Below are 20359 nucleotides of genomic sequence, written 5' to 3'. Positions count from 1 at the left end.
CACCCCTTCGAGGGGCTCTTCGGGGGCGGCCAGATGCCGGACCTCAACGCAATCATGCGCCAGATGCAGCAGATGATGGCGCCACACGACGGCGCCGTGAACTGGACGATGGCCGGTGACCTGGCCCGCCAGGTCATCGCCCAGCAGAAGGATCCCTCCCCTCCGAGCGCGACACCAGCCAGGTGGCCGACGCCGTGCACCTCGCCGATCTCTGGCTCGATGAGGTCACCGAGTTCGACTCCGGGGTCACCAGCACCGCGGCCTGGAGCCGCGCGGAGTGGCTGGAGTCCACGAAGGAGCGCTGGCAGGTGCTCGTGGAGCCGGTGGCCGAACACGTCGTCGGCGCCATGGGGCAGGCGATGCCCGAGGAGGCCAAGGCCATGGCCGGACCGCTCATCGGCATGCTCTCCCAGTTGGGCGGTGCGATGTTCGGCCAGCAGGTCGGTCAGGCCCTCGGCGGACTGGCCAGCGAAGTGCTGACCGCCTCCGACATCGGCCTTCCCCTCGGCCCCGACGGCCGCGCCGCGCTGGTGCCCACCAACGTACGTGCCTTTGCCGACGGCCTCGACGTCTCCTACGACGACGTGCTGCTCCACCTCGCCCTGCGCGAGGCGGCCCACCAGCGTCTCTTCGCCCACGTGCCGTGGCTGCGTGAGCACCTGATGTCGGCCGTGGCCAGCTACGGCGCCGGCATCAGCATCGACACCGCCGGCATCGAGGAGCAGCTCTCGTCGATCAATCCGGCCGACCCACAGGCCCTCCAGGACGCCCTCGCCGGAGGCCTCTTCGAGCCCAAGCGCACCCCCGCTCAGGAGGCCGCGCTGCAACAGCTGGAGACCACGCTCGCCCTTGTCGAGGGCTGGGTCGACGAGGTGGTCAGTCAGGCCGCCGCCGAGCGGATGCCCAGCGCCACCAAGCTGCAGGAGGCCGTACGTCGCCGCCGCGCTGCCGGCGGACCCGCCGAGGAGACGTTCTCGGCCCTGGTCGGCCTGGAGCTGCGCCCGCGACGGCTCCGCGACGCCGCCACGCTGTGGGGCTCGTTGCGGTCCCGCCAGGGTGTGGAGGCCCGCGACACGGTGTGGTTGCACCCCGACCTGCTGCCCACCGCGGCCGACCTCGACGACCCGCTCGGCTTCCGTGAGGGTCAGGAGCTGCCCAGCGAGATCTCCGACGAGGACTTCGACGCCGCCCTGCGCCAGCTCCTCGACGGCGAGAAGCCCGACGACGGCCCCGCGGCCGAATGAGCCTGCACGCCGACGCCTTGGCCGTGGTCGCGGGTTGGACCGCCCCGGGCCAGCGTCAGGAGGCGCTGCGCGCCGAGATCGCGACCCATCTGGGCACGCACCCCACGGGCGTGTGGCGCACCTGCTTCCCCGACCACCTGACTGCCGGCACGATCGTGCTCTCCGACGACGCGGAGCACGTGCTGCTCAACCTGCACGGCAAGGCCCGGCGCTGGTTCGCTTTCGGTGGGCACTGCGAGGAAGGCGACGTCACGCTCGCCGCGGTGGCCAGGCGTGAGGCGCTGGAGGAGTCCGGTCTGCCGGCCGAGATGCTCCGCTTCGACGAGACTCCCGTGCACATGGACATCCACACCGTCGACTTCTGTGATCCGCGCGGGCCCGTCCGCCACCTCGACGTGCGTTTCGTCGCCACGGTTCCCGCCACCACCGCCCACCGGGCGAGCGAGGAGTCCCTCGACGTCCGCTGGTGGCCACTGGCCGCGCTGCCCGAGCTCGGCGACGAGATGCTCGACCTCATCGACCACGCCCGGCGACGCGTTCAGTCGGCGTCGGTCGGCTCCTCCTCGCGCGCGGCCGACCAGCCCTCCAGATAGCCCTTGGCACGTTCCGCCTTGGGATAGGCGTTGACCCACGCCCAGAACTTCTCGTCGTGGCTGGGCTCGAGCAGGTGCGTGATCTCGTGGAGCACCACGTAGTCGAGCACCCACAGGGGCATCCCCTTGAGCCGGGAGGAGATGCGGATGGTCTTGTCCCCCGGCGTGCACGAACCCCAACGCGCGTTCTGGTTGTCGACCCAGCGCACCGACTCCGGATCGGCGAGTCCGCCCAGATAACGGTCGGACAGGTCGAGCGCGCGGGCCAGCAACGCCTCGTCGGGCGGCTTGCGCTTGCGCTCACGCCGCTCCAGGCGCTGGACCATCGTGGCGACCCACTCCTGCTCGGCCTTCTTCGACATCGTGGCCGGGATGAGCACCACGACGGTGTCGCCCTCGCGATAGGCCGAGACCGTACGGCGTCGGCGCGACGACCGCCTGACCTCCACCTTGGGACTGCCCATGCACTTCAAACTATCGGTTCGCCCATGCCAGCAAGCGCTCCACCCGCCAGGTGTTGACGATCCGGTCGGGTTCGATGCCTGCCGCCTCGGCCCGCTCGCACCCGTGGTCGAGGAAGTCCAGCTGCCCCGGGGCGTGGGCGTCGCTGTCGATCGAGAAGAGGCAACCGAGGTCGCGCGCGAGCTCCAGCAGCTTCGTCGGCGGGTCCCGCCGCTCAGGTCGGGAGTTGATCTCGACGGCCACCCCTTCCTCGGCGCATGCGGTGAAGACGGCCCGGGCGTCGAAGCGCGACTGGGCCCTGGTCCCCCGCCCACCGGCCACCAGTCGACCGGTGCAGTGGCCGAGCACGTTGGTGTGCCGGTTGCGCACCGCAGCCACCATCCGGCGGGTCATCGCGTCGGGTTCCATCGCCAACTTGGAGTGCACGCTCGCCACCCGCACCTCGAGCCTGTCGAGCATCTCCTCGGTCTGGTCGAGGCTCCCGTCGTCGAGGATGTCCACCTCGATTCCCTTGAGCAGCCGGAAGCCTTCACCGAGATGGTCGTTGACCGCATCCACCACGTCGAGCTGTCGGGCCAGACGCTCCGCGCTCAGCCCCCGAGCCACCTTGAGCCGGGGTGAGTGGTCCGTGAGCACCTGGTAGTCGTGGCCCAGCTCGATCGCGGTGAAGGCCATCTCCTCGATCGGCGAGCCGCCGTCGCTCCAGTCGGAGTGCGAGTGCAGGTCTCCTCGCAGCGCCGCCCGGAGTGCGCGTCCCCCGGGGACCAGCGGGCCGGCGTACCGCTCCTCGAGTTGGGCCAACCGTTCCGGGATCTCGCCACGTACCGCCGCCGCCACGACCTTCGCCGTGGAGGCTCCCACGCCGGGCAACTCGGTCAGGGTGCCGTCCTCGACGCGTGCGACCACCTCCGCCTCCTTGAGCGGGATGAGTGTCGCAGCAGCCGCACGGAACGCCTTCACCTTGTAGGTGTCCTCGCGGCCCCGCTCAAGGAGGAACGCGATGCGGCGCAGGGCCGCTACCGGCCCCAACAGCTGCTCCGACATGCGTCTCTCCCCTCGTCATCCACAACTCTGCCCCATTTGCCCACAGGTTTGTCCACACGTTGTGCACAGGCCGGAGTGGACCCGACGTTGACCACCTCGACCTGACCGCCTAGGTTTTGTGCAGAAGAGGCCCCCGGTCTCCCGCTTCGGCGGAGAAGTCACCACGCTCGCAAGGGGAAGGCAAGTGCTGGTGACCGTGACCTGGGGCCTCTCCTCTCATTTCCCGGTGAACCGGGGCGTACGCCGCTCCTTCGCCGCCGCGATGCCCTCCAGCAAGTCGGTCGTCGCCATCGTGACGGGTTGCGCCACCGCCTCCCAGCGCAGTGCGGCTTCGATGTCAGGTTGTGGGGAGGCCAGCCCCTGCTTGGTCAGCCTGGTCGCGATCGGGGCACTGCCCGCGATCTCGGCAGCAGCAGCGACCACCTCGGCGACCAGCTCCTCACCGGGAACCACCCGAGACACCAAGCCCATCCGCAGCGCCTCCTGCGAGCCGACCGCCCGCCCGGTGAGCAGCAGGTCGCGCGCGGCCGCCTGCCCGACCACGTCGGGAAACAGCCATGACGACGCCATGCCGGGGTGCAGCCCGAGTTTCACGAACGGGGCACTGACTCGTGCCTCCTCCGCCATCCAGCGGATGTCGCAGGCCATGGCGATGCAGAGGCCAGCACCGACGGCCGGCCCATTGATGGCTGCCAGGGTCGGCACCTCGAGCTCCCGGATCGTCAGCCACGCGCGATAGAAGGGGAGCATCCGACCACGCAGCTGATCGACACTGGCGTCCGGTTCGGCAGCCAACCACGACAGGTCGCCTCCGGCGCAGAAGGCAGAGCCTGCACCGGTGACCACGACGGCCCGCAGATCGCGGTCGCGTTTCAGGTCGCTCACGGCCCGTACCCAGGAGGCGGTCATCTCGTCGGACATCACGTTGCGGCGGTCCGGATCATCGAGCGTGAGCACCGCGACTGCGGGCTCGGGGCGCTCGATGCGGAGGTGGATCAGCTCTTCGCTCATGGCTCCGGAGCGTAGTCCGGAGCCGACCGGAAGCCCCGGCGCCGGGCACTGCGACGCGCCGTGCCGGGTGGCGCCCACGCTCAGGCTCAGGCGTGACGTAGGGTTTTCATGGTTCGGACGGTGTGTTCGCATGTCCCCGGACCCCGGCGGGCTTCCCCCACACCCCCGTCGCGACGACCCAGAAACATTGACGTACGAAAACAAGGAGGCCGTCATGGCGGAGACCTGGAGCGGTGAGTTCTACTGCGTGAAGTGCAAGGCCAAGCGTGAGGCCACCGGTGAGGTGAAGGTCAACGACAAGGGCACCCGGATGGCGAAGGCCGTCTGCCCCGAGTGTGGCACCAACCTGAACCGGATCCTGGGCAAGGCCTGAGCCCCGCACAGAACCTGTTTCGACGGCGATCCCTTCGGGGGTCGCCGTCGTGCATTTTCCTCCCTGTCCCTCAACCCCTGTGGAGAACGTACGCCGCCGGTGAGGCTCGTGTGCTTGGCTCGTGCGCATGCACATCGGCGCCCATCCCATGCTTCGTCCCGGCGTCGTGGTCTGTCGACGCGGCGACGGGACGCTCCAGATCGGCCTGCAGCCCGAAGGAGCCGTCCACGCCCGCGACATGCCGGACGTGCGCGCGCTCCTTGCCGGCCTGCGTGACGGGGCACCTGCCCCGGACCTGGCCTCCTTGGACCCGCGCGTCGCCCGGTGCTATCTCGACCTGGTCGAGCACCACCTGGTGATCGACGGAGACGACTACGTCGCCGGCCTCGGCCGGTCCACCGATGCCGCCGCTCGCGAGTTCCTCACGGCCGATGTCGCTGAGCTTGGCGGCGTCGCTCGTCGCCGCAACCGTGCCGCGATCACGATCGGGGTCGAGGACACCGGCCTTCCAGCGGCCGGGGATCGCCTGCTGTCGCTCGTGCAGGCCGCTGGTTTCTCCGTGCTCCGGCGTCCCTTGGCGGCCGAGGCCAGCGCGGAGTTCCCGACCGTCGACGCCGTGCTCCTCATCGACGCCAACGTCACCGATCGTGCCGTGGTGGACCGCTTGGTCGCCGATGGTGTCCCCCACCTGCCCCTCAGCTGCGCCGAGGGACGGGTCCTGCTCGGCCCCTTCGTCGCTCCCGGACGAAGCAGTTGCCTGCGCTGCGTCGACGCCGCCCTGGCCGAGCACGACCCGCGACGCGCCTTGGTGATCGAGCAGTACGCACGCCACCGCTCTGCCTGGCCGGCCGCCGTACCCCACGATCTCCTCCAGGTTGCGCTCGGCTGGGCGGTCCGCGACCTCACCCGGTGGGTCACCGGTGAGCGGCCGACCACCTGGTCGACCGTCCTCGAGATGGACCCTGCGCTCACCCTCCCTCGACACTCCTTCCCGCCACACGTGGAGTGCGGGTGCTCGTGGGACCGGCTCTACGCACAGTTCGGCTGAGGAGCGCCTGGGCGAGGCTTCACCACCACTCGGAGTCGAGCTTGCCCTCCATTGCCCGGAGGTTGGCGCGCGAACACTCGTCGCAGAAGACGACCTTCCTGCCGCGTTCGACCGCGGTGGACCAGGTCAGCGGGGGCACCACGCCGGCGTACGTTCGTCCGCAGTGGTCACACGTCACCATGGCGCCCAATCTACTGTGGCCGGCCGCGCCCGTGTCCGCGAGAACGGCCCGACCACCACGAGGTGATCGGGCCGCTCCCCTGTCGGACGGGCGCTTGGCCTGTCGGGATCAGAGCCTGGCCAGTGCCAATCGGGCCTGGCGTGCCGCTTGCTCGGCCCGACGACTCATCCGGCGGGCCAAGGAGGCCTCCCGGGCAAGCCTCCGGTTCTGCGCCTCTCCCAGGCGCGCGGACATCTGAGCGCGCGCCAGTTCTTCATGCATTAGTTCCATGCCATTGCTCCAGTTCTTCAAGCTGCTCATGTCATTCGCTTCTCGTGCTGGTCGCCGGGCCACCCGACGACGCGTTTCTCGGCTGTGCGCCCTGTCGTGCGGATCAGGCTGCTGCGTTCTTGCGGGGACGGCCACGCGGTCGCTTGCGTGGGATCACCACGCCCTGGAGGAGGAGCTCGCCACCCCAGACGCCCCAGGGCTCACGCCGCTCGAGCGCACCGGCCAGGCACAACGCCTGGACGGGACAATGCGTGCAGAGCGCCTTGGCACGCTCCACGTCGGTCGGGGACTCGGCGAAGAAGAGCTCCGCGTCGTTGGTGCGACACGGAAGTCGGTCCTCGTCCACTCGGTCCGCTGCTTCGTGGAGCTTGCCGAGGGTGGCGGCCGGCTCCAGGAAAACATGGACGGTCATATGTTCACCTCCTCCTTGACCTGATCTGGGTGCTGGATCGTGCTGGTCAAACAAAAAGACCGCGGATCCCGGTTTCGGGTTCCGCGGCCTGGAGGTCAGCCGACGCGTTGAGGGATCAACTGGTCGGTGGACTCCAGACAGGGGTCCCCTGGGTGCGCTTGGCAGCGACGGCGGCGAAGCCACGCGTGTGCTCACGACCTCGATCTGCGACGAGCGCCACGGACGTGGCCGCTGCAGACATGACGAAGGCCGGCGCAAATGCTGCTGCCGGTGCCTGGTTGATGATGTTCACCATGGGGAGCCACCTCCTTCGGAGCTGTCGGGCGCGGGTCGTGCCAAGACCTGAGTGCGCGGTTGATCGATGCCGCTACGCTACTGGGCTCCTATCAGAGCCTGCAAATTCTTTTTCGACTTTTCTTGGAAATTCTTTTCGGAGCTCGAGCGAGGCGTCCCGGAAGTCCCCTTCGTCACTCTTTGATGAGGTCCAGGACGTCAGCACCGTAGGCCTCGAGTTTGCTCGGCCCCACCCCGGAGACCTTGAGAAGTTGGGCCTCGTCGACCGGACGTGACTCGGCGATCGCCTCGAGGGTCTTGTCGGTGAAGACCACGTAGGCGGGCACCTCGTCTTCGCGCGAACGCACGGAACGCCACTGCTTGAGTCGATCGAAGAGCGCCTCGTCGTAGGTGGTCGGGCATTCACTGCAACGCCCCACCTTCCGCTCCGCGGCGGAGCCCAGCGGCTTGCCGCAGGTGCGACACATCGCGGCCTTGGCCGCCTTCTTCCCCGGCCGTCGGGCCGGTGCGGAGTCGGGCCGGAGTCCGTCGAGGAACCGCGAAGGCTTGCGGGATCCGCGCCCACCAGGCGTCCGCGACCTGCTCCAGGAGACCACCAGGTTCCGACGCGCCCGGGTGATGCCTACGTAGAGCAGGCGTCGCTCCTCCTCGACCTCCGCAGGGGTCTTGGCGAAGCTGATCGGGAGGGTTCCCTCCTGCACGCCGGTGAGGAAGACCGCGTCCCACTCGAGTCCCTTCGCCGTGTGCAGCGTGGCCAGCGTGACCCCCTCGGCCACCGGGGCGTGCTGCTCGGCGGCACGACGTTCCACATCGGCAACGAACCCGGTCAGGTCTCCGCCGGCCGCCGCGAATGACTCAGCCAGGGTCAGCAGTGCTTGGTAGGACTCCCAACGGTCGCGTACGGCGCCCCGTGCCGTCGGCGGCTCGGCCGTCCACCCGCGACCGGCGAGCGTGCCCCTCACCGACTCGACGAGGTCGTCGCCCGCCGAGGCCCGAGCGGTGCCGCGGATCAACGTGATCGCCTCACGGACCTCGGGGCGTTCGAAGAAGCGGTGAGCACCGCGGATGACGTAGGGAATACCGCGTGCGCTGAGCGCCTCCTCGTAGGCCTCCGACTGGGCATTGATACGGAAGAGCACCGCGACCTCGGCGAGCGGCACGCCGGAGTCACGCAGCCGCAGGATCTCGGCGGCGGTGGACTCAGCCTCCTCCACCTCATCGGGATGCTCGATCCACGTCACACCGGGACCGCTGGGACGCTGGGCGAGAAGGTCGACGCTGCGCGAGGCCGTGCCACGCAGGAGCGTGTTGGCGGCCGACACCACCTCCGGCGTGGAGCGGTAGTTGCGCACCAGCTCCACGGAGGTGGTGCCCGCATGCTTGTGCGGGAACCGGCGCAGGTGCTCGGCGTCTGCGCCTGCGAAGCTGTAGATCGTCTGCGCCGGGTCTCCGACGACACAGATCTCGTCACGGCCGCCCAGCCACAGGTCGAGCAGCGCGACCTGGAGGGGCGAGACGTCCTGGAACTCGTCGACGGTGAAGAACCGGTACTGCCGGCGGACCTCGGCAGCGACCCGCTCGTCGTCGGCAAGCATTGCTGCCGTCAGCAGCAGCACGTCCTCCATGTCCATCCGGTCCTCGAGGCGCTTGGCCTCCTCGTAACCGGCGAAGACCCGCGAGACCTCGTCGGCAGTGAGCCCACTGACCTCTCGCCCACCTCGGGCCGCGATGCCGGCGTACTGCTCGGGCGTCACGTTGCTGACCTTGGCCCACTCGATCTCGGAGGCGAGGTCGCGCAGTTGCCCCGTCTCGGTGGCGATCCGAAGTCGCGAGGCAGCACGTGCGACGAGCCCGAACTTGGACTCGGTCAGCTGGGGCAGGTCGCGGCTGTGGATGCGTGGCCAGAACCAACGCAACTGACGCAACGCCGCCGAGTGGAAGGTGCGTGCCTGCACGCCGGGAGCGCCCAGGGAGCGCAGGCGGGTGCGCATCTCCCCTGCTGCCCGCGCGGTGAACGTCACCGCCAGCACCTCGGTCGGGGAGTAGACGCCCGTGGCCACGCCGTGGGCGATCCGGTGGGTGATCGCGCGGGTCTTGCCCGTGCCGGCACCGGCGAGCACCCGCACCGGCCCGCGCAATGCCTCAGCGACTGCCCGTTGCTCGGGGTCCAGGGCCTGCAGCAGGTCGGTCATCGGGGAAGCTCCTCAAGGTCGGCGGATCGCCCCAACACTAGGTCGCAGTACCGACACGGTGGCCAGCGACCGGGTGAGCGCGCAACAACTCGCGAACTCCCGGAACAGACGTGGCCGGAACCCATCGCTGCTCCCATGACTGCATGCTGGTCACGGGCGCCTGGCCACGACGCACTGGGCCGGGGCAAACTCGCTTCCGCGGGGTGGAACATTCTCATGTCGCGCGACGTTGCCCAACAGAAGACCCCAGATCTGGAAGTGAGACCTCCGTGAGCAGCTTGACGATGTATTCCACCCCTTGGTGCGGCTACTGCCACCGTCTGAAGGGGCAGCTCGACCGAGAGGGCATCGCCTACGAGGTCGTCGACATCGAGCAGGTCCCGGAGGCCGCAGCCATCGTGGAGCAGGTCAACGGCGGAAACCAGACGGTGCCCACGCTGGTCTTCGCCGACGGCAGCGCCCAGACCAACCCGAGCCTCGCCCAGATCAAGGAGAAGCTCGCCTCCTTGGCCTGATCACCATGCCCCCGGCAGCTCCCCTCCGTACCACTCCTCGATGAGCGAACGCGAGATCGAGACCCCTCCGGGCAACACGAGTTCACCGCTTGCGGCCCGGTCCTGCATCTGCCCACGGGTGAGCCAGATGGCATCGGCTATCTCGGATCCGTCCACGTTGATCGTGGACTCGATGGCCCGTCCGAAGAAACCGAGCATCAGGCTCGCGGGAAGCGGCCACGGCTGGCTGTCGAAGTAGCCCACCTCTCCGACGACGACCCCGGTCTCCTCCCAGACCTCGCGACGCACGGCATCCTCCAGACGCTCGCCGGGCTCGAGGAACCCCGCAAGCGTGGAGTAGCGCCCCTCCGGCCAAGCGCCATTGCGGCCGAGGAGACACCTCTCCTCGCGACTGCCCGGCTCGCCGTCGGTGATCAGCATGATCACGGCGGGGTCGGTGCGCGGGTACTGTTCCTTGCCGCACGCCTCGCAGGCCAGCACGTGTCCGGCCATCCTGCTGGCCAACGTGCCCGCGCACCTCGGGCAGAAACGGGTCGCCCAGTGCCACTCGGCCAGGCCGATCGCATGCATCACCATCGGAGCCTGCCCCGGGTCGAGCACCCCGAGAGCAGCCCGCAGCATCAGCCACTCCTCACGGGCCCCGGGAGCCTCGGACGGATCGATGATGCTCGCGAAGTACGTCGTCTGGTCACGTTCCCCGAGCAGCACCCGCAGGCCGTCGATCGCCTCCTCAGGTGAGGTCCACACCAGCTTGCCGTCCTGCGGCCTGATCCGGGTGCCCGCCACGGTGAGCACCCGCGTGCTTGGGTCGGCCCACTGCTTCTCCAGCCACGAGTCGTCCTGGCGCTGAGCGCCGTGCCGGTCGTGCGGGTGCTTCGAGAGCGCGACATGGGGCAGCTCGCGGTTCATCGAACCTCCTCGGGTGCGGTGTCGAGCCAGGCCTTGAAGGCTGCGGAGTCGTAGGGCCTACCGAGGAAGGCCTCGACCAGATCAGCGGCGTCCCTACTGCCCCCGGGCGCCAGGATCGTGTCGCGGTAGCGTGCGGCGACGTCCGGGGCGAAGAGGTCCTCCGGGTCGAAGGCGGAGAAGAGATCCTTCGCGATCACCAGGCTCCACTTGTAGGTGTAGTAACCGGAGCTGTAACCGTCGAGGTGGCCGAATCCCGCATGGAAGTGGGTGTCGGGAATCGGCAGGATCGGGTTGTAGCGCTCGTGCAGCTGAGCGACGCGCGCGGTGATGTCGTCAGGGCGCTCCAGGTGCAGGCGGTAGGAGACGGCGGCGTAGAACGTCTGGGTCCTCGCCCGGATTCCCTTGCCGAACTCCTCCGCGGCTCGCATCCGGTGCACCAGCGCGGCGGGGATCGCCGCTCCGGCGTCGTTGTGGGCGAACCCCTGGAGCACGTCGACGTCCCACGCCCACTCCTCCAGCATCTGGCTGGGTGCCTCGACGAAGTCCCACTCCGTCGCAACGCCCGAGAAGCGCACCCACTCGTGCCGGCCGGCCAACATGTGGTGCACGAGGTGCCCGAACTCGTGGAAGAGCGTCACCACGTCGTCGTGCTCCATCAGCCCGCGTGGGAAGTTGCACACCAGCACGCCCTCGGCCAGCTGCACGCCCGCCACTCCGGGCACCAGGTCGAACTGCGCCGCGTGGCTGTACTTTCCCTCGCGGGGGTGCAGGTCGAGGTGGATCCGGCCCAGGACCTCGTCGCCCAGCCCGACGTCGTAGGAGGTGACGTCGCCGTGCCACGAGGGTGCGTCTGCCACCGGCGTCCATGTCAGTCCGAAGAGCCGGCCGGTGGCGTCGAGCAGTCCCTGCCGCACCTTGGTGAAGTCGAAGTACTGGCGCACCTGCTGGGCGTCGACCCCGAATCGCTCCCTGCCGACGACCTCGCTCCAGTAGCGAGACGAGGAGGCATCGATGCCGGCCAGGGTCGGCTCGTCGCGCCGGGCTCGTTGCACCAGGACCTCGATGTCCCGCTCAGCGCTGGTCCGGGCGTCTGCCGCGACCTGGTCGATGAAGTCACCGATCGCCGGCCCGCTGCCGATCATCTTCACCTCGGCGTCGAAGCTGGGCCAGTCATCGAAGCCCAGCAGTCGGGCGTGCTCGTGGCGCACCCGCAACAGCTCCCCCAACACCTCGTCGTTGGCTGGCCAGCCGCGGTTGAGGAACGCGTGCGAGACCGTACGCCGCGCCTCGGCGTCGGCGGCGTAGGTGAGGAAGGGGACCACGTCGGGATAGTCGGTGGTCAGCGTGACGTTGCCCTGGTCGTCGGCAGGATGTACGGCGATCCAGTCCTCCGGCAGGCCGGCCAGAGCAGCCACCGGCACCGTGGCGGTCCGGTCGTCGTCACGGATGTTGCGCCCGAAGGCCTGCCCGAGGTCGAGCTCGCGTGCCTGGAGCTCGGCGAGCCGTGCCCGGGTCGCCTGGTCACGATCGACACCGGCGCGGCGGAAGTCGCGCAGGCTGAGTTCCCAGACGCGGCGGGCGTCGACGTCGAGCTCCGCTCCCGGCACCGCCTTCAGCGACGTGTGCACGCCGGCGTCCTGCATCAGGTCGGTACGGAAGTCGTTGGCCTCCACCTCGAGTTCCTCGGCGAGGGCACGGACTGAGGCGTCGGGGTGCACCTGGGCGACGAGCGAGGTCACCGCGAAGACGTTCGCGAGCTGGATCTGCAGTTCGTTCCAGATCTCGAGCGCCGGCCCCTCTGCTCCGGCCAGTCGCCCTCGCAGCACGGCGGCCTCGGCGAGACCGTCGCCGCAACGCGTGGACAGCCAGGTCGACCAGTCACCGGCGACGTCGGGCAGGACCAGGGGCTTCAGCATGGCAGTCACGGCGCCAGACTAGACCCGCGTCCCCATCGACTTGAGCCGGACCAGCTCCTCGAGCTCGGCCCGTTCCGGCAGCTGATCGGTCACCTCGACGGTGCGGCTGCTCCGCACGTAGTGGAAGGCGGCCCTGACCTCGTCGACGGGTCTCCCCTGAAGCTCCGCCCACGCCAATCGATAGATCGCCAGCTGCAACAGGTCCGACTCCTCGCGGCGGCCGGTCTTCCAGTCGAGGACGAGGTGGGTACCGTCGGGCTCCGGATAGACCGCGTCGATCCGCCCCCGGACGACCTGGCCAGCCAGCACCAGCGCGAACGGAGCCTCGGTGGCGACCGGATGGCGCTCGGCGAACGGGCCGTTCTCGAACGCTTCGATCACAGTGCGCAGGTCGGCGTCGTCGTCAATGCCGCGGTCGGCCTGGCCCGGCAGGTCCTCTGGCCCCAGCAGGTCCTGTTGTCCGAACCGCGCTTCGACCCACGCATGGAAGCGGGTGCCGAACGATGCCGCGCGTGACGGCGGCCTTGGCATCGGTCGCGCGAGGTCACGTGCGAACTGCTCCGGCTCGTCGCGCAGACGCCGCAGGTTGGTGGCCGAGAGGCTGGACGGAAGTGGTACGTCGACGACCTCTGCCCGACCTCGGCGCGCCTCCGCGACCAACCGCTCCAACTCCGCGTCCCACTCGGCCACGAGAGCGGACTCCACGACGTCGAGGTCATCGGGCGCCTCGACGTCAACGCTTGCGACGAGTTCCGCAGCCTCCATGCGCCGCAGCGCCTCGGCAGTGTGCTCGGTGACCGGCCAGTCCACCGGCGTCGCTGATGCCTGCAACGGGTTGGGCGTGTCCTTCTCCGGCTTCTCCAGCCACTCGTCGGGCCGATCGCCCCACTCGGTGATCAGCTCCGCGATCGTCTTCTGGAAGGGAGAGGGACCCAGGGCTCCCTTGCGCCCTTCGACCCACAGGTAGGAGGAGACGACCAGCTCGTGACGAGCCCGGGTGAAGGCAACGTAGCCAAGGCGCAGCTCCTCCATGGCGTCGTGCGCCTTGGAGTCGTCGCGAAGTTTGTCGAGATGCTCCTTCTCGTGGCCGTCGAGCCGCGGCAGGTCACGGGCGTCGCCGCGCAACGGAGTCGGAAGCACCCCGGGCGCAGAGATCCACAGGCTGCGACCACGGGTGTTCGGGAACTTCTCCTCACACACTCCCAGGCAGAAGACGACGTCCCACTCCAACCCCTTGGACCGGTGCACGGTGAGCAGCTTGACCGAGTCGGCCTCACTCGGCGTGGCCATGTCGAGACCGTTGCCGAGCTCGTCCTCGGCCGTCAGGTAGGCCAACAGGGCAGACAGGGAGACGTCACCGTCGACGGCCCGGAAGTCGGCCACTGCCTTGACGAAGAGGTCCAAGTTGTCCCGGCGAGCCGTTGCGGCCGGGCTCGTCGACGAGGCGAGCTCGATGTCGATGCCGCAACTGTCGATGATGCGGCGTACGAGGTCGAGCAGGGGCTCCCCGGAGTGGGAACGCAACCAGCGCAACTCCGCAGACAGCAGTGCGAAGCGCTCCCGGGCAGCCTGCGAGTAGGGATGGTCGCCCGGGTCGTCGAGGGCGTCGCACAGGGACCGCACCTCGGTGGGGTCGGCACCGGCGACGGCAGCACCCAACTGGTCGTCGAGTGACTCCGCCTCCGGGCGTCCTCCTGACTCTCCCGCCAGCTCCTTGGCTCGGCGGCCGAGCAGCGCCAGGTCACGCGGGCCGATGGCCCACCGCGGACCGGTCAGCAGCGTCAACAACGACGCGTTGGCGGTGAGGTCGTGCAACAGGGTGAGGGTGGCCACCACCTCGGCAACCTCAGGGAGGCGAAGCAGACCGGCCAGGCCCACGATCTCCACGGGGATCTCCTGCGCCGAGAGCGCATCGAACACCTGCGCAGCGTGCGCGTTGTCGCGCACGAGCACGCCGATCTCACGCCAAGCTCCGTCGGGGTGCACCGTGACGAGGCGACGGTGTGCTGCGTGCACCTGCTCCGGCAACCACTCCAGCTCCCCGGGCTGACTCTCGTGCACGATCACTCGCACCGTGCCATCGGCAACGCCGTCAGGTGCCTCGAGAGCACGCACCTGCGGGAACTGCCGCAGGAGCGGCCGCGCCAACCTGTTCGCGACCTCGAGGATGCGCCGGTCGGATCGGCGGTTGACGGTCAGTGGGAAGATCGGGACGGCGGGATCACCGTCTGCCCCGGGGAAGTCATGACCGAATCCGAGGATGTTGGAGACCGAGGCACCCCGCCAGCCGTAGATCGCTTGGTTGGGGTCGCCCACCGCGGTGACGGCATGACCGCGTCCCTGCTCGGCGTCCGGACCGGAGAAGAGGCGGCTGAGCATGAGCGCCTGCGCGACGGAGGTGTCCTGGTATTCGTCCAGGAGCACGATCTTGAAGCGGTCACGCTCGTGCTGCCCGACGCTGGGTTGGGCATCCGCGAGCTTCGCGGCGAGTGCGATCTGGTCGGAGAAGTCCATCAGACCCAGGTCGGACTTGAGCTTGCGGTAGGTGCCGACCAAGCCGATGATCTCGTCGCGACGTTCGAGCGCGCTCAGCGCCGTCCTGATCGGCGCCTTGGCCTTCGCGTCTGCCAGTGCCGCGGAGAAGGCACGGTGCTCGCGGGCCTGCAGGTCGAGCAGGTCTTGGGCGTCGACCAGGTGCTCGCTCATCGCGCCCTCGAGGGCGAGGATGTAGTTGATCACGGTCTCCGGGTGGTCGCTGAGCTGTTCGACCGGGAGCCGGTGTCCCTGGATCGCGCGCACTGCCAGCTGATAGCGCGACCCGTCAGCCATCACGCGGGTGTCGGGCTCGTGCCCGATGAGGAGTCCGTGATCGGTGAGCAAGGAGGCTGCATAGGCGTTGTAGGTGGCAACGGTCGGTTCATTGGTCTCCGCGTCGTCGGGCCCGGAGGCGCGGCCGAGCACTCCGGCGACCTCGAGCGCGGAGCGGATCCGCCCCCGCAGCTCGCTGGCCGCCTTGGTGGTGAAGGTGAGCCCGAGCACCTGCTCCGGCGAGACGTCACCGTTGACCACCAAGAAGACGACTCGCGCAGCCATCAGCGCGGTCTTGCCGGAGCCCGCGCCGGCAATGACCACGGCGGGCTCCAGCGGAGCGCTGATCGCTGCCCACTGCTGGTCGCTGACCTGGAAGTCGGTCTGCATGACCCGTTGCAGCTCCGCGGGACTGTGGATGCGTGGCCGGCTCACGACAGCACCGTCCCGGACTGCTGGGTGGGGCACATCGCCGAGAAGGCGCAGAAGTCGCAGTGGGGGCCCTTGACGGCGTGGAACTCCTCCGTGCGCAGGGCCTTCGCCACGTCCATCAGCTGCGCCTCGACCCGATAGCTGCCGTCGTCGGTGGGGGTGGGCGGCGCCTGGGCCTGCACCGCGACCTTGCCCCGGCTCTCGAGGCGCAGGTGCACGAGCTCGGCTCCCCCGGTTCGGCAGGACGTCGCGCTTCCGCGGGCAGTGCGCCGTCGAGCGCTCCCTTCGCGACGGCGTACTGATAGAGGGCCAGCTGGGGGTGTTCCTCGACTTCGGCGCCCGTGGGCTTCCGCTTGCCCGTCTTGAGGTCCACGACCACGACACGTCCGGCCTCATCGAGCTCGAGCCGGTCGAGGAAACCCCACAGCACCGCACGCTCACCGTCGGGGAGCTCCACCTGCACACGCAGCTCCTGCTCCGTGGCCACGAGGGTACGGGCGCCGGCCGCGGTGTGCCACGCGAGGAAGCGACCGAGAGCGGCCTCCACGGCCGCGCGCTCGCGGCTCGCCGTCCACGGTGTCCGGAACTGCAGCTGACCCCACACCTGGTCGACAAGACCCATCAGGTCGCCGAGTGCATCGGGCGACGCGTCGAGTTCGCCCCGACCGATCCGTTCCGCTATGGCGTGCACGACCAGGCCGAAGCCTTGGGCACCGGTCGCCGGCGGGGAGCCACCGGCTTCGCGATCGAGGAACCACTGTGCCGGGCACGTCAACAGCGCCGAGACCGCACTCGCCGAGAGCAGCAACGGCTCGTCGTCGGGCCGCACCGGGGTGTCGTTCGTGGTGAAGGCGCGCGTACCCCACCAGTTGGCAGGGTCGGCTGCTGGCACCAGTGCCTGCGGCCCGACGCGCTCACCCTGCAACGCCACCAGCCGTCGGGCCGCAGCCTCCCGGAGGCCCTGCGCCGCGGCAGGATCGGCGACGGTACGTCGCAGCTCGGCCACCAGGCCTGCCAAGGAGAGCGGACGGGGCGGCCGACCGCTGCGGTGCACGACCTCGCTCCCCACCTCCGCGATGAATCGCGAGGGCTGTTCCCCGTCGTCATCCTGGGATGCCACGGCGGTGACCACCAGGCGTTGGCGGGCCCGGGTGCACGCCACGTAGAAGAGGCGACGCTCCTCCGCAAGCAGCGAGGAGAGCGGAGCGGGCGGCGTGAGACCGTCCAACCCGATGCGGTCGGGCTGAAGCAGTGAGCCACGGCGACGCAGGTCGGGCCACTGCTCCTCCTGCACGTGGGCCACCACGACCAGGTCCCACTCCAGTCCCTTGGACCGGTGAGCCGTCATGAGACGAACGGCGTCGCCTCGGATCCCCTGGTCGGCCAAGGTGTCGGCCGGGATCTCCTGGGCCGCCAGCGTGGAGAGGAAGGTCTCGACAGAGGTGTGGGCACGCTGCCCTTCCGTCTTGGCAGCAGTGTCGAAGAGAGCGCACAGCGCGTCGAGGTCACGGTGGGCCAAGCGCGCGCCCCCGCCCCCGGACTCCGCGGACGAGCGCAGTCGCATGGGCCACGACGTACCGGTCCACAGCTCCCAGAGCAGCGTCTCGGCCGTCTCGCCCTCCTGCCAGCGCGAGCGCACTCGGTGCAGCAACGCGCCGAACTCGGCTGCTCGGCGAGCGACAGGGCCCTCGAGACCGTCGAGGAATCCGTCCACCACGACCGCGCGACGCAACAGCTCTGCCGACGACTCCGGACCCCGTCCCTCAGCGTCGGCGACCGCACGATCTCGCGCCCGCAACTCCCTCGCGAGAACCCGGATGTCCGAAGCATCCAGGCCACCCAGCGGAGAGGTGAGCAACTGCTGCGCCCGGGTCCCGTCGACGTATCCCGTCGCGGCCGGGTCGGCGGCGTCGAGGCGAACCACGGCATCCAGACTGTCGAGCAAGGGCCGAACGGCGGGTTCCCGTGCCAGCGAGGTCTCGTCGCCGGCGACCTCCACCGGGACGCCGTGCCCGACGAGGGCCCGGCGCAGGCCCGGAAGCGTGTTGCGCCCGGACCGCACCAGCACTGCCATCCGGGACCACGGCACCCCATCCTCGAGGTGCGCCCGGCGCAGCAGGTCTGCCAGGTGGTCTGCCTCGGCGCGTTCCGACTCGAAGGTGAGAGCCTCGACCCTGCCCCCGGCCATGCCCTCCCCCACCGCCGGGTTCAGGAACCTCTCCCGTTCTGCTTCGGGCAGGCTTCCCGAGAGCGGCAGCCGACTCGCGATCAGCTGCGAGGCACGCAGCACCCGTGAACCGAAGCGGCGGGTCGTCCCGAGTGCGACGACGTCGGCAGCAGCGCCGTCGTGCCCACGGAACCGCGCCGGGAACTCAAGGATCCCGCGCACGTCGGCACCGCGGAACCCGTAGATCGACTGGTGCGGGTCGCCCACCACCACCAGATTGCCGCCATCGCCCGCAAGAGCCTCCAGGAGCGCCACCTGGGCGGGATCGGTGTCTTGGTACTCATCGACGAACACGTAGCGGAACTGACGCCGCAGCTCATCGCGGTGCTGCTCAGCGACGATGACGGCCCGACGCAGGAGGTCTCCGTAGTCCAGCGCGCCCAGGTCGTCGAGCACGGTCAGGTACTGCTCGAGGAAGAGGCCAGCGGTCGTGAACTCCTCGACAGCGGTCGACTTGCCCAGGGCCACCAGATCGCCTGGCTCCAGGCCGCGCTCACGCGCCCGCGCGAGGAGGTCATGCACCTCCTTCGCAAAGCCCCGCGTGCCACGTGCGGCCCGGAATCGCTCCGGCCAGTCAACCGCCTCCGCCGTCTCGGCGAGCAGTTCACCGAGGACGACGTCCTGCTCGGCGGCTGAAAGCAGTCGGAGTGGGTGGGCATAGAGCTCGGCCGACTGGAACCGCCTGACCAGGCCATAGGCGAAGGAATGGAACGTCGACGCCAGGGGCGTGCTCGTGGTGCGCCCCAGTCGAGCGGTGATGCGGTCCCTCAGCTGCTCCGACGCCTTGCGCGAGAACGTCAGGGCCAGCACCTGGTCCGGAGCCGCCCCACGGGATTCGATGCGATCGACAACCGCTTCCACCAAGGTCGTCGTCTTGCCCGTGCCGGGGCCGGCAAGCACCAGCAGCGGCCCGCCGCGGTGGTCGACCACACGACGCTGGTGTTCGTCGAGCTCAGGGACCGAGAGCTCTTCGCTCGCGGCCACGAGGTGGTGATGGGGATGCATGGGAACAGTCCACCATCACCCCCCGACAGTCTGTTGTGGGGTCCTGAAATGGGAAGTAGCCCACCCCCGGACGGGGGTGGGCTACTCCTGAAAGTATGTCCGGCGACGTCCTACTCTCCCACAACCTCGCGGTTGCAGTACCATCGGCGCTGTCAGGCTTAACTTCCGGGTTCGGAATGGAGCCGGGTGTTTCCCTGACGCTATGGCCGCCGTAACTCTACGGGCACACTATTCAACCAACATATAACTGGGGTTGGTTGTTGTCCCAGAACCAAACAGTGGACGCGAAACAAAAAAGAAGTAAGAAGACAAGCCCTCGGCCTATTAGTACCGGTCGGCTAGGCATTACTGCTGTACACCTCCGGCCTATCAACCCAGTCGTCTACTGGGGGCCTTACCCGGTTAACCCGGTGGGAAACCTCATCTTGAAACATGCTTCCCGCTTAGATGCATTCAGCGGTTATCACTTCCGAACGTAGCCAACCAGCCGTGCTCCTGGCGGAACAACTGGCACACCAGAGGTTCGTCCATCCCGGTCCTCTCGTACTAGGGACAGCCTTTCTCAAGTTTCCTGCGCGCGCGGCGGATAGGGACCGAACTGTCTCACGACGTTCTAAACCCAGCTCGCGTGCCGCTTTAATGGGCGAACAGCCCAACCCTTGGGACCTACTCCAGCCCCAGGATGCGACGAGCCGACATCGAGGTGCCAAACCATCCCGTCGATATGGACTCTTGGGGAAGATCAGCCTGTTATCCCCGGGGTACCTTTTATCCGTTGAGCGACGCCGCTTCCACATGCCAGCGCCGGATCACTAGTTCCGACTTTCGTCCCTGCTCGACATGTCTGTCTCACAGTCAAGCTCCCTTGTGCACTTACACTCAAAACCTGATTGCCAACCAGGCTGAGGGAACCTTTGAGCGCCTCCGTTACATTTTAGGAGGCAACCGCCCCAGTTAAACTACCCATCAGGCACTGTCCCTGATCCGGATAACGGACCTAGGTTAGACATCTAGTACGACCAGAGTGGTATTTCAACGATGACTCCACACTCACTGGCGTGAATGCTTCACAGTCTCCCACCTATCCTACACAAGCCGAACCAAACACCAATACCAAACTATAGTAAAGGTCCCGGGGTCTTTCCGTCCTGCCGCGCGTAACGAGCATCTTTACTCGTAATGCAATTTCGCCGAGTCCATGGTTGAGACAGCGCCCAAGTCGTTACTCCATTCGTGCAGGTCGGAACTTACCCGACAAGGAATTTCGCTACCTTAGGATGGTTATAGTTACCACCGCCGTTTACTGGGGCTTAAGTTCTCCGCTTCGAACCGAAGTTCTAACAGGTCCCCTTAACCTTCCAGCACCGGGCAGGAGTCAGTCCGTATACATCGTCTTACAACTTCGCACGGACCTGTGTTTTTA

Annotated in this window: 18 protein-coding genes and 2 rRNA genes (1 of these 20 cut by a window edge); 5 read left to right on the top strand and 15 right to left on the bottom strand. The window is 68.4% G+C overall.

Translation table 11 applies throughout. From position 1 onward, the window contains the following. Nucleotides 1–182 precede the first annotated feature (182 nt). Both L1066_RS18670 and L1066_RS18665 read left to right on the top strand, forming a co-directional pair. Nucleotides 183–1244 carry a zinc-dependent metalloprotease gene (locus tag L1066_RS18670; RefSeq protein ID WP_235737709.1) on the top strand — a complete coding sequence of 354 codons (1062 nt, stop codon included), beginning with the start codon at nucleotides 183–185 and terminating at the stop codon, nucleotides 1242–1244. Further along, nucleotides 1241–1837: an NUDIX hydrolase gene (locus L1066_RS18665; protein WP_235737708.1), complete on the top strand. Its 597-nt coding sequence runs from the start codon at nucleotides 1241–1243 to the stop codon at nucleotides 1835–1837. Before L1066_RS18670 ends, L1066_RS18665 begins: the two co-directional genes overlap by 4 nt. On the opposite strand, the gene L1066_RS18660 is transcribed toward L1066_RS18665, so the two are convergent. The 3 genes from L1066_RS18660 to L1066_RS18650 all read right to left on the bottom strand — a co-directional run bounded on the left by L1066_RS18660 (nucleotide 1783) and on the right by L1066_RS18650 (nucleotide 4354). Beyond that, complete coding sequence (locus L1066_RS18660; protein ID WP_235737707.1) at nucleotides 1783–2301, bottom strand: M48 metallopeptidase family protein; 519 nt, start codon at nucleotides 2299–2301, stop codon at nucleotides 1783–1785. The two genes, L1066_RS18665 and L1066_RS18660, sit on opposite strands and share 55 nt — an antisense overlap. 10 nt (nucleotides 2302–2311) lie before the next feature. Continuing rightward, entirely contained in the window at nucleotides 2312–3343 is a 1032-nt protein-coding gene (locus tag L1066_RS18655) for a PHP domain-containing protein (protein ID WP_235737706.1), read from the bottom strand. A 216-nt stretch (nucleotides 3344–3559) separates the two neighbouring features. Continuing rightward, nucleotides 3560–4354: an enoyl-CoA hydratase/isomerase family protein gene (locus tag L1066_RS18650; protein ID WP_235737705.1), complete on the bottom strand. Its 795-nt coding sequence runs from the start codon at nucleotides 4352–4354 to the stop codon at nucleotides 3560–3562. A 214-nt stretch (nucleotides 4355–4568) separates the two neighbouring features. Here L1066_RS18650 and L1066_RS18645 point away from each other — a divergent pair, with 214 nt between their 5' ends. Both L1066_RS18645 and L1066_RS18640 read left to right on the top strand, forming a co-directional pair. After that, nucleotides 4569–4727 carry a DUF5679 domain-containing protein gene (locus tag L1066_RS18645; protein ID WP_181407747.1) on the top strand — a complete coding sequence of 53 codons (159 nt, stop codon included), beginning with the start codon at nucleotides 4569–4571 and terminating at the stop codon, nucleotides 4725–4727. Nucleotides 4728–4854: 127 nt separating this feature from the next. After that, nucleotides 4855–5775 (top strand): TOMM precursor leader peptide-binding protein, encoded by a 921-nt coding sequence (locus tag L1066_RS18640; RefSeq protein ID WP_235737736.1) that lies wholly within the window; start codon nucleotides 4855–4857, stop codon nucleotides 5773–5775. 19 nt (nucleotides 5776–5794) lie between these two features. Here L1066_RS18640 and L1066_RS18635 read toward each other — a convergent pair whose 3' ends face one another. The 5 genes from L1066_RS18635 to L1066_RS18615 form a co-directional block, all read right to left on the bottom strand. Then, nucleotides 5795–5956, bottom strand: a complete 162-nt coding sequence (locus L1066_RS18635; RefSeq protein ID WP_235737704.1) for a hypothetical protein — start codon at nucleotides 5954–5956, stop codon at nucleotides 5795–5797. Nucleotides 5957–6064: 108 nt separating this feature from the next. Then, a complete protein-coding gene (locus tag L1066_RS29320; protein ID WP_512699727.1) occupies nucleotides 6065–6361 on the bottom strand; it encodes a putative WhiB-interacting protein in 297 nt (98 codons plus the stop codon). Next, a complete protein-coding gene (locus L1066_RS18625; RefSeq protein ID WP_235737702.1) occupies nucleotides 6330–6638 on the bottom strand; it encodes a WhiB family transcriptional regulator in 309 nt (102 codons plus the stop codon). The genes L1066_RS29320 and L1066_RS18625 overlap by 32 nt, the downstream gene beginning before the upstream one ends. A gap of 115 nt (nucleotides 6639–6753) precedes the next feature. Continuing rightward, nucleotides 6754–6933 carry a hypothetical protein gene (locus tag L1066_RS18620; protein ID WP_235737701.1) on the bottom strand — a complete coding sequence of 60 codons (180 nt, stop codon included), beginning with the start codon at nucleotides 6931–6933 and terminating at the stop codon, nucleotides 6754–6756. A 172-nt stretch (nucleotides 6934–7105) separates the two neighbouring features. Beyond that, nucleotides 7106–9124: an ATP-dependent DNA helicase UvrD2 gene (locus L1066_RS18615; RefSeq protein WP_235737700.1), complete on the bottom strand. Its 2019-nt coding sequence runs from the start codon at nucleotides 9122–9124 to the stop codon at nucleotides 7106–7108. A gap of 269 nt (nucleotides 9125–9393) precedes the next feature. Between L1066_RS18615 and L1066_RS18610 the strand changes: the two genes are divergently transcribed. Beyond that, nucleotides 9394–9639 carry a mycoredoxin gene (locus L1066_RS18610; protein ID WP_312008226.1) on the top strand — a complete coding sequence of 82 codons (246 nt, stop codon included), beginning with the start codon at nucleotides 9394–9396 and terminating at the stop codon, nucleotides 9637–9639. Here L1066_RS18610 and nudC read toward each other — a convergent pair whose 3' ends face one another. From nudC to L1066_RS18580, 7 genes are all read right to left on the bottom strand, one after another. Further along, on the bottom strand, nucleotides 9640–10548 hold the full coding sequence (gene nudC, locus L1066_RS18605) for an NAD(+) diphosphatase (RefSeq protein ID WP_235737699.1): 909 nt from the start codon (nucleotides 10546–10548) through the stop codon (nucleotides 9640–9642). Then, nucleotides 10545–12464: a M3 family metallopeptidase gene (locus L1066_RS18600; RefSeq protein WP_235737734.1), complete on the bottom strand. Its 1920-nt coding sequence runs from the start codon at nucleotides 12462–12464 to the stop codon at nucleotides 10545–10547. The genes nudC and L1066_RS18600 overlap by 4 nt, the downstream gene beginning before the upstream one ends. A gap of 18 nt (nucleotides 12465–12482) precedes the next feature. Then, a complete protein-coding gene (locus L1066_RS18595; RefSeq protein ID WP_235737698.1) occupies nucleotides 12483–15707 on the bottom strand; it encodes an ATP-dependent helicase in 3225 nt (1074 codons plus the stop codon). After that, entirely contained in the window at nucleotides 15704–15922 is a 219-nt protein-coding gene (locus tag L1066_RS27020) for a PD-(D/E)XK nuclease family protein (RefSeq protein ID WP_312008223.1), read from the bottom strand. The genes L1066_RS18595 and L1066_RS27020 overlap by 4 nt, the downstream gene beginning before the upstream one ends. Then, nucleotides 15823–18936 carry an ATP-dependent helicase gene (locus L1066_RS18590; protein WP_283095508.1) on the bottom strand — a complete coding sequence of 1038 codons (3114 nt, stop codon included), beginning with the start codon at nucleotides 18934–18936 and terminating at the stop codon, nucleotides 15823–15825. Before L1066_RS18590 ends, L1066_RS27020 begins: the two co-directional genes overlap by 100 nt. 97 nt (nucleotides 18937–19033) lie before the next feature. Continuing rightward, nucleotides 19034–19150, bottom strand: a 5S ribosomal RNA gene (rrf, locus tag L1066_RS18585). A gap of 90 nt (nucleotides 19151–19240) precedes the next feature. After that, nucleotides 19241–20359 (bottom strand): 23S ribosomal RNA (locus L1066_RS18580); it runs 1989 nt beyond the window's last position.

Origin of the sequence: Nocardioides alcanivorans, assembly GCF_021555175.1 — a bacterium.
Taxonomy (GTDB): Bacteria; Actinomycetota; Actinomycetes; order Propionibacteriales; family Nocardioidaceae; genus Nocardioides; species Nocardioides alcanivorans.
The sequence above is the reverse complement of the archived record's forward strand: the minus strand, read 5'-3'. Positions and strand labels throughout refer to the sequence as shown.